The following is a 12960-nucleotide window of genomic DNA, read 5'->3' as shown; positions in this document are numbered from 1 at the left end:
CTGGTTCCGACCATTTAGTAATCTTGGTAATACTGTCCAAACACGTCATACCAATAATTACCCATATGTACACCAACGATCAGTCTAAGACGGAGGTTGGCCAGGGTGACGCCTCGCAGTGTCGACGGTGTTGATTGACGTTTTGGGTCAATCTACACCGTGGGACGAGCTTTGGGACTCGGGGACTATCCGAGGCCCAAAGTCGAGAGGAAAGACCGCTCCTCAGGCTTTCCTCGGTCCCCACAGCGGGGCGCCGCCCTGGCCAACCGTAGTCGAAAATAAAAAACCAGCCGACGCAAGTAGCGCCAACTGGTTAAAATTAAAGGTTAATCTTGTTCAAAAGCTTGGGTAGCCTTGATAGCGGCTTGCCACCCACGGTAGCAGTGAGCCCGCTTATCTTCGTCCATCTTAGGAACGAATTCATCACGTGACTCGTGCATCTTCCGGATAGTGTCCATGTCTGGCCAGAAACCAACGGCCAAACCAGCCAGGTAAGCGGCCCCTAAAGCGGTCGTTTCGTTGATGGCTGCCCGTTTGATTGGCGTATTCAGAATGTCCGCCTGGAACTGCATCAAGAAGTCGTTGTTAGCGGCCCCACCATCGACGCTCAGCGACTGGAGGTCCAGCCCCGTTTCGGCGCTCATGGTGTCCACCACGTCTCGCGTCTGGTACGCAATCGCTTCAACCGTGGCCCGGACAAACTGTTCCCGGGTGGTCCCACGAGTCAGGCCAAAGACAGCCCCCCGTGTTTCCTGGTTCCAGTATGGAGCACCCAACCCAGTAAAGGCGGGCACAACGTACACGTTTCCAGTCGTCTTGGCATCCACGGCCATCTTTTCCGATTCGCTGGCGTGTTCAAAGAACCGCATCCCATCACGTAACCATTGAATAGCAGAACCCGCAACGAAGATGGACCCTTCCAGCGCGTAAGTGACCTCACCATTCAAACCATAGGCAATCGTGGTCAGTAACCCGTTGTGAGACAGCGTTGGTTCGGTCCCAGTGTTCATCACGATGAACGCCCCGGTCCCGTAAGTGTTCTTGATCATCCCTTTATCAAAGGCCGTTTGCCCGAATAAGGCCGCCTGTTGGTCCCCAGCGATTCCGGCAATTGGCACTTGCACACCGGAGAACGTGTAACCAGCGGTATAACCGTAAATTTCAGAAGATGAGCGAACGTCTGGCAACATCGCAGCTGGAATATCCAACCAGCTTAAGATGTCGTCATCCCACTTCAAGTCGTGAATGTTGTACAACATGGTCCGACTAGCATTCGTGTAGTCGGTGGCGTGTACCCGCCCACCCGTGAGCTTCCAAAGAATCCAGGTATCAATGGTCCCAAATAGCAGTTCACCGCGTTCAGCACGTTCCTGTGACCCGGGGACGTGGTCTAAGATCCAGCGAATCTTAGTCGCGGAGAAGTACGAGTCGATCACCAATCCCGTCTTCTGATGGATCTTTTCTTGGTAACCTTCGTCCTTCAGACGGTCAGCGATTTCACTGGTTTGCTTTGATTGCCAAACGACCGCGTGGTAGATGGGCTCGCCAGTCTTCTTGTCCCAAATGATTGCCGTTTCCCGTTGGTTGGTGATCCCGATACCGCGCACCTTGTAGGGTTGCACGTCGGAATCAATCAACGCATCGGAAATAACAGATTGCACTGCGTTCCAGATTTCGTTGGCGTCATGTTCGACCCAACCTGGTTGGGGGAAGTATTGATGAAACTCCCGTTGTGCCTGTCCAGCAATCTGGCCGTGCCGGTCGAATAAAATAGCCCGGGTACTCGTCGTCCCTTCGTCAATTGCCATCATGTATTGTTGATCATTCATCGTTCGACTCTCCATTCATTCGTTGTTAGCAACGGCCGATTTCTGCCGTGATTTCACACTTGTTACCAGTATACCGAAAAGTCACGCTAACGCCAAACTTTTTTAAAAATGAAACCGCCATCAACTCCGATTTAACAGGGTTGGTGGCGGTTTATAAGTTTTCACAAATATTTTTTACTTTTCGTCGCTCTTAAGAACGCCAGCAACCCCGTAACGGTTGGGTTGCATCTCCCGTAAGATGACGTGAACGTGTTCAGCTGGCGCACCCGTATTCTTGGTAACTGCGGTAGTAACGTCCTGAACGAGGGCCTTCAATTGGTCCTGTGAGCGACCGGCAATTAAATCGATGTTAACGATTGGCATGAAACTCGTCCCCTTCTATATTCAGTATATACATCATTATAACGTTACTTATACAGAGAGGCAATCACCACTACTTACTTTCCTGTGAGGTTTGTCGCAATTTCAACTGTTCCTTTTCGTTGTAGAAGTTTCCTTCAATATCGACGGTGTTGACCAAGTTGACGAAAGCGTGTTCATCAACTTCCTTCACCGACCGCTCCAATGTATAAAGTTCATACCGCGAAATAACCGTCATCAAGACTGCGCCGTCCGTCCGCGTGTACGCCCCAAACGAAGGGATCACCGTAATTCCCCGAATCAGCGTTGAATTCAGCTGCGTAATCACCTCGTCTTGCTTGGTCGTTACGATGAAAGCCGTCAGCTTTTGGTGACGCGTGTGAATGCTGTCAACAACCCGTGACATCGCGTAGATGGAAATGATGGTGTACAGGGCGCTTTGCCAGCCGAATAAGGCACCAGCAACCAGAACGATGGCAAAGTTAATGGCCATCATCAGCGTCCCTATCGTTCGACCGGTCGTCTTCTCCAGCACGACCGCCACGATATCCATCCCACCAGTCGAGAAACCATTCTTCAGTGGGTAGGCCACCCCGACACCGGTCAAAATACCCCCAAACAAGGCCCCTAGCAGCGGGTTATCCGAGATGTTGACCACCGGCATGACAATTGCCAAGATGGACGTCAGCAGGGCAACCAGGATGGAATAAAATGTGAAGCTCCGGCCAACCTTGAACCACCCCAACAACCCAATGGGAATGTTGAAGAGTAAGATAAACCAACCGGTACTGAGGTGAACACCCGCAGTATCCAACAACATTGCCACAATTTGGGCAATACCATTGATCCCGGCACTGAATATTTTCCCAGGAATCAGAAAGTCGTTCAAGGCAACCACGTTAATCACGGACGCGAACACCACAATCAGAACGTTTTTCCCAACTTCTCGCTTACGAAGATTAAACTTCATGCTTTTCGTATGCCCCTTTCTTCTCTTGCTTTATCCTACTCATTTAACCACAACACCCCCGGCTTTACTAGCGAAACCGAACACTTTTCTCAGACAGTTTCCGGAACCTTTTCCCCAAAATCCCGAGATTACCCGCGTATTCGGTGTATAAATATTTATTTTTATCGTGAAATCAAGCAAACTTATAAAATAATCCTTGTAAAACAGCCGCAATTCCCGCTAAAAATGCTAGAATAGAGAACGTGATTTTATTCAGACATTGAAAGGAGCGCTCCCATGAATTATTCCGCTTGTACGAGTATTTTAATTGGTCCCCAAGCAACCATGGACGGCTCGGTCATCATTGGCCGTAACGAAGATGCGAAGGCGGCTTGGCCTAAACACTTTGTCGTTCACCCGGCTCAAACGGCGCCGACGCCGCAGACCTTTACCAGCACGGACAACGGGTTTACCATGCCACTACCTGACCATGCAGCCAAGTACACGGCGACGCCCGAATGGACGACCAAGTTTGGCCTGTTCGAAGAGGATGGCTTCAACGAATACGGTGTCGCCATGAGTGCGACCGAAAGTACCTATTCTAACGAACGGGTGCTGGGCGCCGACCCCCTGGTCAAGGATGGTATCGGTGAAGAAGCCATGGTGACCGTGGTTCTTCCTTATATTCACACCGCCCGTGAAGGGGTCACTCGGTTGGGACAATTGATCGAGCATTACGGCACCTGCGAATCAAACGGGATTCTATTTGCCGACCAGACCGAAGCTTGGTACCTCGAAACCGGTGCGGGCCACTACTGGGTCGCTCAACGCATCCCCGCTAACGGGTACGCCGTCGTTGCCAATCAGATGGCCATTCAAGCCATTGACTTCAACGACGCCGACAACTTCATGTTTGCCCGCCACCTGCAGGAATTCGTGGCCACCAACCACCTGAACCCGCACAGTCACGGCTTCATTTGGCGTGACATCTTCGGGACCCAGGATCAGTCGGATCTCTACTACAATACCCCGCGGGTCTGGTACGGTCAGAAAACGCTGACGCCTAGTGTCAACGCTGAACCCCAGTCGTTCGACCTCCCCTTCATTCAATACGCCGATCGGTTGCTTTCCGTCGATGACGCCCAGGCCTACCTGAGTAGCCATTACGAAGAAACACCGTTTGATCCCGTGGGAAATGGCACACCGGCAGAAAAACACCGCTTCCGTCCAATCAGCCTGGCTAAGACTCAGGAATCCCACGTCCTGCAGCTGCGGCCCAACATGGACCCAGCGTTAGCCGGTATTCAGTGGTTGGCAATGGGGGTCGCTGCGCAAAGCGTCTACGTCCCATTCTACGCCGGTATCACAAGTACCCCGGCGGCCTATCACTTGGGTAAGGAGACCTATGACGCAGATTCCGCTTACTGGGTCTACAAGCTGATCAGTGTCCTGACCGACGCGCACTACCACGAGGCTTGGCCAACGGTTAGTGCCGTGCAAAAGGACCTCCGTATCGCCTTTAAACAGTCCGTGCAACAAACGGACCGGGTCGGCCAACGCCTGCACGGTTCCGAGCTGAGCGACTACTTGACGCAACAGGGAGCCACGAACGCTGCATTGGGAATTCAACGTTATCGTGACTTGGCTGCAACGTTGATCACTCAAGCAACGGACCTTGGGCCACTCAATTATCATCAGGATTTGAACTTATAAACACGGGTAAGGGTTACCCCCCTTCACCACATATAAATGGGAGATATTATACACATGACTAATAAAAAGAAGATTGGACTATCTAGTCTGATCTTAATGATTTTCTCGGCCATCTACGGTTTTGCCAACACGACCGTGGCCTACGACCAAATGGGCTATGCCAGTATCATCTGGTACGTCCTCGCTGCCTTACTGTTCTTCCTACCGAGTGCTTTGATGCTGGCCGAATATGGGTCCGCCTTCAAAGAAGCTCGGGGTGGAATCTATTCCTGGTTGACCGGTTCGATCGGTGAAAAGTGGGCCTTCATTGGGACCTTCATCTGGTTATCATCCTGGATCATCTGGATGCTTTCCACGTCGACGAAGGTTTGGATCCCCCTTTCCACGTTGATTTCTGGGAGCGACCAGACGCAGACTTGGTCCTTCTTAGGACTGACCTCGACGCAAACGATTGGTTTGCTCGGTATCGTCTGGATCCTGGCGGTGACCTTCTTCGCCACCCAGGGGGTTAGCTCCGTGGCTCGCATTTCCGCTTTAGGTGGACTGTTCGTCATGTTCTTGACCGGGATCTTTATCATTGCCAGTTTTGTCATTTTAATTTTAAATGGCGGTCACTTGGCTGAACCCATCAATGGGATTCACAGTTTCATCGCCTCACCTAATCCACAATTCTCTTCACCCATGGCCTTGATGTCGTTTGTCACCTACGCCGTCTTTGCCTACGCCGGGATGGAATCTATGGGGGGCATCACCGACTCCATGGAGAAGCCTGAAAAGACATTCCCTAAGGGGTTGATCATCTCCACGATTGCCATTACGATTATGTACTCACTGTCCATCTTCCTCTGGGGGATCAGTGCTAACTGGGGCGACGTCTTGGGTAAGAACCAAGTCAACCTGGGAAACATCACCTACGTTCTGATGAACAACTTGGGGCTCGTGCTTGGTCACGCCATGCACCTGTCTAACGGGACGGCCGTTATCATTGGTCACAGTTTAGCGCGGTTGACCGGGTTAAGCATGTTCATGGGTTACTTAGGTTCCTTCTTCGTGCTGGTCTACTCACCACTGAAGTCCTTCATCATGGGATCTTCACCAGAGCTCTGGCCAAAGCGGATGACGAAGTTAAACGCCGTGGGGATGCCAGCCTTCTCCATGTGGCTACAAGCCATCGTGGTTGCCATCTTCATCTTCTTCGTTGCCTTTGGTGGGAACGCCGCCAACAAGTTCTACTTGATTCTGACCGACATGGGGAACGTTTCAACGTCCTTCCCATACCTGTTCTTGATTGGGGCCTTCCCATTCTTCAAGCGTCGGACCGACTTGGAACGACCATTTGAAGTCTTTAAGAATAAATTCTGGACGAACCTCATTGTGACGGTCGTGCTGATCATCTTGGTCGGTGGGATTGGCTTCACCTGCCTGGAACCCATCATGGATCACGATTACATGACGGCCTTCTGGACCATTATCGGCCCAATCTTCTTCGGAGCTGTGGCTTGGATCTTCTACTACAACGCCCAAAAGCGTTCAGCTAACAGTAAGACCGCTACAGACGAAGATTAATTCATAATTAAATATTTTAGGGGGTCACGACTGTTGTCGTGACCCCCTTTTTAGAAGAAATTTTTAACTTAACTATGCAAATTTAGCCACCTAGTGTGAGCTGGCAACCTCTCGGCTTAAATAGAGGTTTATTGCTCACTAATTTATTATCAGGTAGTCCATCATAAATGGATACATACAACCCTTCAGCTCCGATTACACCAAAACACATTCAGAGCCGGAGGTGGTGTTAAATGATTTTGCCAGTTTACACCACGAGCGACTTTGAAGACACGGGGTTTCCGTGGCTTCAAATCGAGCGAGAAGCCCGCTCTTCGGCTGAAGCGTCCCCACAATCCCTGGCCGCCGGAGCACAACCAACCATCTATCTCTGCCCGCGACGCCGGAGAGTTCGGTCTGGCGTTTGCCCAATAAACAAGGGAACTTTCTCTTCGACCACATCGCTAAATTCCAATCCATACCAGCGCTTAGGTGACAACGTGATTCGCTGTAGCAACAACCGGCCGCCAATCAGTAATCGGTCTAACGTTGGCAGATTGCCCTGGACACCCAAGTCCTGAAATTCCTGATTTAAGATAACAAATTTAAAGTTGCCAACTCGCCGTTCCGGCATACTAGAGTATCGCGGCGCCTGGTCGTCCAGCACCCCCTCCGCCAACAAGTCATTGACGATTTGGCGCAGATAGACGTTAAGCCGTTGCGGCTTCTTGAAGCCTAGGAATAGTTGCACGTTCATCACATTGCGCGTCCCCAGCGACTCCACGGTGTACGAGCACTCATAGGGCGTGTCCGCCTCATTTACCGTCACAAACCAGTAGACCCGCGCGCGTTTAGGCTGCTGATCAAGAATGGAATAAATAACCGCCCGCTTGATAGCGTAGTCGTCCGCCACATTGCTCAGGTAAACCAGATTCGTCGCAAACGGGGGCACGTTTTCGTCCTGACTTAATGCCTGCAGCTGTGGCAAGAAGTCCAGCAAGGACACGTCCTCCTTTTCCTCCAGGTGGGCGTCTCTGCGGCGATTGCCGTAATACCAGAACACCATGACCGTCAGGATAAGCAGGGTAATAATCAACGTGACGTACCCACCGTGGACGAATTTAACCAAGCTGGCCAAGAGGAACAGACTTTCTAAAAGGCCAAAACAGACGATGAATGCCCGTGCCAACACCTTATGATGCCGCTTGCGGAGAAACGCGTGCAGGAGCACCGTCGTCATCAACATAGTCACCGTGATGGCCAACCCGTAGGCCGCCTCCATGTGACTAGACGTGCGGAAATACCAGACAATCGTCAGGGTAATCGCACACAATAGCCAGTTCACGGTGCTAATGTACAGTTGGCTCTTCACGTGACCGGGAAATTTGATTCGGAGGCGCGGCAACAATTTGAGACCCATGGCTTCATGAACGAGCGTGAAGGACCCCGTAATCAACGCTTGCGACGCAATGATGGCCGCCAGCGTGGCAATCACAATGGCAAACAACCGCCAGCGAGTGGGAACCATCGCGTAGAACGGATTGACCGACCGGGTCGCCATGAGTTGGATCGGATGACGGATCACCCAGGCCCCTTGACCCAGATAACTTAACATCAACGTTAGGTACACGAACGGCCAGGTACCGTAGATGTTACGTTTGCCCACCTGACCCATGTCTGAGTACAGCGCCTCGGCCCCAGTGGTTGCCAGAAAGACGCTCCCCAGGATAAAGATACCCTGCCGATTAATGGGACTAAATAGAAACTGGACCGCGTACAGCGGCGACAACGCCCGCAACAATGTCGGCACCGTCAGCAGATTGACCAACCCGACGGCACCGATAAACCCGAACCAGATGAACATCAGGGGGCCAAACGACCACCCAATCAGTTCCGTCCCAAAGCGCTGAATTAAGAAGAGCCCCAGCAGAATGCCCGTCACCACCGCCAAGACCCAGCCCTGCGTGGCACTAAAATGGAACGGCCCCAGCGTCTGCCCTTTCAGGCCTTCAATTGCCGAGGTCACAGTCACGGCCGGGGTGAGCGTCCCATCCGCTAACAGTGCCGCGCCACCGATCAGTGCGGGAATAATCAGCCAACACATATGGTTGCGCACCAAAGCGTAGAGGGCAAAGATGCCCCCCTCATGGCGGTTATCGGCCCGCATAGCTAGTAAGATATATTTAATCGTCGTAATCAGCATCAACGTCCAGAAGATCAGCGAAATGCTCCCCAACATTACGGGCGTGCTGGTCGTCATTTCCTGGTGACCGGCCGCACCGATAATGGCGTTCATCACGTACAATGGTGACGTCCCAATGTCCCCGTACACAATGCCCAGGGTCATCAACATCCCCAGAGCGGACAACCGCTGTGTCGTGGATTTCATGAACTCGCCCCCTACTCGATTCGAGGCCCATGATAGGCTAAATCACCAAGAACCCCAAACATTCAGTAGTAATTACGTCAGTCACTAACCGAATGTGGGGCGTCAAGATTGGGTCACCGTGAAATCCAGTGGTGGCGCCATTCGCTGAGACTCCAGAGCGTTACCGCCCCCACCAGCCAGATGATACTCATTCCCCGAGTGAGTGTCGCCCCACTGATTTTACCTGCCGAGTGAAAAATCCGATAAAACCCCAAACCAAAAATATTCAAGGTATACGTGTTCATGTGTTCAGCGTGTACGTAGGCGTAAGCCCCAGAGATACTTATCGACAATAAGACCGTGATGATCAAGAAACTAGCTAGTCCTTCAATACTTAATCGAATCAACCGATGTTTCATGAGTCGTCCTCCCCCTCGATTAAGGGCTAGACTACCCGCCATTTTCACTGATTGCGAGTACCATGTAATGTTGTCGTTAATCGCTTAACAAACAAAAAAAGAACCGCTCCCCATTCCTACGAATGGGCGAGCGGTTCTGAAAGCTAAGAAACTCCGGCTTGCTAAACAATCTCTCTGAATCCTTTATTAGCATCTCTTAAACTCTAATATACAACTATACAGGAAAAATCGGGTTTCGTCAAGGGTTATTTGAAAAAAGTCCAAAAAACCGGTATTAGTCGCACTCTGACCGCCTCCGCCTTACACTGATTATTGCCAAAAGAAACTGATAGTCTGGCAGAACTGTCAACTGTCCGAAGACTCTATATCGTTTTACCATCTGACCAATAAATATTTAATACTTACAATCTTAAACTTATGTACTCACGACCCCACACCAACATTGTTTACGAACCAAGCTCATCCCCGGTGACCGTTCAAGTAAGCCACCACATCGCGTCCCAGCCGGTTCATCCCCCGGTACTGTTGTGCTTGATTCCCCTGCTGTGCCATGACCACGATGGTATAGACACCGTGCTTGGTCCGAAAAAGACTGGCATCATTCTGAACACCCTTATCCGGATATTCACCAGTCTTGTTGAAGACCGTTGCGTGTTTGACTAGCTTAGGAAGCTTGGAATGGTTGCGACAGTGCCGTAACAGCGTCAGCATCCGGTTGTCGTACGTCTTACCTAGTAATTGATGCCGATAGGTCTTACTAAGAAATTGGCTCAAATCGGCCACCGACGTGTAGTTATCGTGCCCCTTGGCTAAGGCCCGCGTATCCATCATGTAGCGTCGCAGATGGGAATGCGTAAAGCCATACTTTTTCATCGTTTGATTGACCCGCTTGAACCCACCCAACTTGTGAATCAATCGGTTGGTCGCCGCATTATCCGAATTGTGAATCATCCGCTTTAGGTCAGTCTTGGTGGCCGCCGTCAGCGTCAACTTATGCTGCTGCACGCGCTTAAAAACTGTGAGCATGACGAACACCTTAATGGTACTGGCTGAACGTTGGCCACGAACCCGCTGATTACCCGTGGTCACTGCCAAGGGATGCTTGCCTAACCGTGTGACCTTGACCGACCAGCGTCCGTGAGTGGCCCGCATATCCCGTTTAATCATTTTTTGAATGGTGGCTGGCTGAGCAGTCTTCGCCTTAGCCTGAACCCCAATTGCCGGCCATAACAAACTCGCTAATAAGAAAACTAGTAACCCTAACTTTAATCGTCTCATTTATTTGCTCCTTACGATAATACCGGTATATGAACCCCTTAGCTAAATGATCCAAGGCTAAATGGTCACCGAGCAGCATTCATCTTAAATACGCTATTTATAATGATTTAATTATAGGTGAAAAATATATTAGCTGCAATATCGTTTCAGTGGTAGCCTAATTGCAGAAAGATTAATCCTACGCACTTTCTATTTATGTGAGACCACATCTTGATAACCAACTACGCCAAGCGTATACTTTAAACGTTATTAAATTTTATCATCGAGTTCTAATGGTCAAACAACGGGGGAAGGTTCGCTCGACCATTCAGCAATTCCAGGGAAGAAGTTGGGAAAATGACTCGAATACTACACCCAAGCTTAAAAGAGTTAATGCGCATTGGATTCATTGATTTTTACATTCTATTAGCCGTGGGCGTCTGCTTAGTGATTCCAGTTCCAGACCGGATTATGCCAATAATCTCCAGACTGGCAGCCGGTATCTTTACCATATCTGCCTTACTGACGATTTGTGGGATGACGTTGAATCGCCTCTATCGTGAGGCCGAAACCTATTCGATTTTAGTCCTGCAACTGGCTTTTATTTTCCTGTTTATGGGACTACAATAACTACCATCTGCTTGAGGAATTCTATTAAAGACAATCAATAAAAAAATGGACTAAGAAATTGTTTTCAGAATTTCTTAGTCCTTTTTTTATCATGTTACTAACAGTTATTGCCAAAATCATTTAGACAAAGCCGTCACTAATAATGCTTACTCACTTAATCCGCAACTAATTTCGCATACTTAGCAGGATAGCGGAACATCGCAAACATGGCCGTTCGCCCATCAGTCCCCTTCGCCATTGCCACCCCAATTTTTGCTTGAACAAAGAAGTTTTTGCGCGTTAGTCCTTGTTGACCATAAAAATCGGAAGAAGGATCAAAATAAGTATGTAAAGTATCATTCGCGTTCATCTTATTTAACATAAAGAAGCTTGAATCGGCCTTTTTAGCTCCATAACCTGCCCCGTCAATTCCGTAACTCTTCAGCAGATTAAACATGTACTTTTCGCTGGCCGTATTAAGATTGTCAGCGGTCACATCCCCAAGGACCACATCATTGTCATTTGCCGCCGCAGAACTATCAGGATAGGCCTCTGCTTGCGTCAAAAAATGAACATGACTATTAAGGATCTTGTTCAAGATTGACTTAGCCATCTGCATTGTTTGAGGATCTGGTTTAGCGCCACCACCCATGTTGAGAATGGCATTCTTAGCCAGTGCATCATAGTCGGCGGTCTTGCCTGTCACAGGAATTGTTGCGTTAGTGGTTACGTTCTTTGTCGCATTTACCTTTTTTAAATACCCTCGCCAGATCCAACCCTGTAAGGAGCCATCTGCACTTTTAACGTGATAGTAGATAGTTGAATGGCCTTGGTACTTTTTATAAAGTTTCTCGTGAGCGTCCGTGTACCACGTCACGGTTGGCGTGACATCATTATTACTGTAACGAACCCCCAAATGTTTAGAATACCGAGCACCCTGTGTTGCGGTGTAAGCATGTTGTTTCATACTCTTGCGCCAAACCAGACGGACCGAGTTAGATCTAGCCGCCGAATATTGACTATTGGCGGATGCCGAAACACTCATGGCTCCTAGCATTCCTACACTAACACCGACGACAATTATTCCTTGAATCCATGTTAAATTTCTCATATCCCCATCCTCCTATTAATGTAAGCTTATCACTACATGGAAGTCCTTACTATATTGTGGGATGATTCAACCGGGACAATTTGCTAATAAATCATCTCTAAGTCTGATTTCCCCGCAAAAAAAGCACTCACCCGTAAAGGCAAGCGTTCACTTCAGTGTAACCCGAAAAAGTCGACTTATTTACGGCAAGACTGACTAACCAATCACATAAGATTTTAGGCTTTACTTCCAATCTATGGCCCCAATGCATATGAAGGCGCCGCAATATATTTATCATAAAAGGAAGGCTTAGAAATCTTATTCACCACTAACACATCAACGTCCGCACTTTCTGTAGAAAAGGGAACATTAATTTGATAATATAGCTGCTTTTTACGCCCACTGTAGTACTTATGTTCCGAGTTAGGAAGCTTACTTGGTCCGGACAAAATGGCCGCAATCGGGTGCCCATTTTCTAAAATAGACAATCGAACCGCATTCGTTGGCGTATAAGGTACAAAGAGAACCGGCACCAGCACCACGACGACAATTAGAACGATAGCAAATCGCTTAAAAATCTTTTTCCTACGCGTATTCAATGATTTCTCACCACTTTCCCCGTCGTTAATATGAAAATAAGAAAGTTAAAAATTCAATTATTTTAAATATTCCTAATGAAAGAGACCTTCGTCTTGATGCAAGAACAGCTTTTAGAAGTTTGTAACTTGGACCTTGTTGAGAAGGCACGTTAATCACAAAAATAAGCCCATAGTGGCTAGGCTCCTCGCTCCACCAACCTTAACCTTTTCATTTTCTCTAGT

At 49.2% G+C, this 12960-nt stretch carries 11 protein-coding genes; 3 read left to right on the top strand and 8 right to left on the bottom strand.

From position 1 onward, the window contains the following. Positions 1-326: 326 nt before the first annotated feature. From glpK to EKM75_RS04890, 3 genes are all read right to left on the bottom strand, one after another. Entirely contained in the window at positions 327-1829 is a 1503-nt protein-coding gene (gene glpK, locus EKM75_RS04900) for a glycerol kinase GlpK (RefSeq protein WP_125683982.1), read from the bottom strand. 174 nt (positions 1830-2003) lie between these two features. Continuing rightward, positions 2004-2192, bottom strand: coding sequence for a 2-hydroxymuconate tautomerase (locus EKM75_RS04895; protein ID WP_011667624.1), 189 nt, complete (start codon positions 2190-2192; stop codon positions 2004-2006). A 70-nt stretch (positions 2193-2262) separates the two neighbouring features. Next, a complete protein-coding gene (locus tag EKM75_RS04890; protein WP_125692578.1) occupies positions 2263-3159 on the bottom strand; it encodes a YitT family protein in 897 nt (298 codons plus the stop codon). Positions 3160-3435: 276 nt separating this feature from the next. On the opposite strand from EKM75_RS04890, the gene EKM75_RS04885 reads away from it, so the two are divergent. Further along, entirely contained in the window at positions 3436-4851 is a 1416-nt protein-coding gene (locus tag EKM75_RS04885) for a C69 family dipeptidase (RefSeq protein ID WP_125692576.1), read from the top strand. 54 nt (positions 4852-4905) lie between these two features. Continuing rightward, the gene (yjeM, locus tag EKM75_RS04880) at positions 4906-6417 is read left to right on the top strand and encodes a glutamate/gamma-aminobutyrate family transporter YjeM (RefSeq protein WP_125692575.1); all 1512 of its coding nucleotides are present in this window, start codon (positions 4906-4908) and stop codon (positions 6415-6417) included. Between the two features lie 364 nt (positions 6418-6781). On the opposite strand, the gene EKM75_RS04875 is transcribed toward yjeM, so the two are convergent. The 3 genes from EKM75_RS04875 to EKM75_RS04865 form a co-directional block, all read right to left on the bottom strand. After that, entirely contained in the window at positions 6782-8785 is a 2004-nt protein-coding gene (locus EKM75_RS04875) for a KUP/HAK/KT family potassium transporter (protein ID WP_125692573.1), read from the bottom strand. Between the two features lie 113 nt (positions 8786-8898). Beyond that, positions 8899-9183, bottom strand: coding sequence for an LlsX family protein (locus tag EKM75_RS04870; protein ID WP_125692571.1), 285 nt, complete (start codon positions 9181-9183; stop codon positions 8899-8901). A gap of 459 nt (positions 9184-9642) precedes the next feature. After that, positions 9643-10461: a serine hydrolase gene (locus EKM75_RS04865; RefSeq protein WP_125692570.1), complete on the bottom strand. Its 819-nt coding sequence runs from the start codon at positions 10459-10461 to the stop codon at positions 9643-9645. A gap of 336 nt (positions 10462-10797) precedes the next feature. Between EKM75_RS04865 and EKM75_RS04860 the strand changes: the two genes are divergently transcribed. Then, the gene (locus EKM75_RS04860; protein ID WP_125683996.1) at positions 10798-11070 is read left to right on the top strand and encodes a hypothetical protein; all 273 of its coding nucleotides are present in this window, start codon (positions 10798-10800) and stop codon (positions 11068-11070) included. 154 nt (positions 11071-11224) lie between these two features. On the opposite strand, the gene EKM75_RS12890 is transcribed toward EKM75_RS04860, so the two are convergent. After that, positions 11225-12160 (bottom strand): hypothetical protein, encoded by a 936-nt coding sequence (locus tag EKM75_RS12890; RefSeq protein WP_225426660.1) that lies wholly within the window; start codon positions 12158-12160, stop codon positions 11225-11227. A 233-nt stretch (positions 12161-12393) separates the two neighbouring features. After that, positions 12394-12738: a hypothetical protein gene (locus EKM75_RS04850; RefSeq protein WP_125692569.1), complete on the bottom strand. Its 345-nt coding sequence runs from the start codon at positions 12736-12738 to the stop codon at positions 12394-12396. Between the last annotated feature and the right edge of the window lie 222 nt (positions 12739-12960).

Origin of the sequence: Levilactobacillus tongjiangensis, from assembly GCF_003946345.1 — a bacterium.
GTDB classification, from domain to species: domain Bacteria; phylum Bacillota; class Bacilli; order Lactobacillales; family Lactobacillaceae; genus Levilactobacillus; species Levilactobacillus tongjiangensis.
The sequence above is the reverse complement of the archived record's forward strand: the minus strand, read 5'-3'. Positions and strand labels throughout refer to the sequence as shown.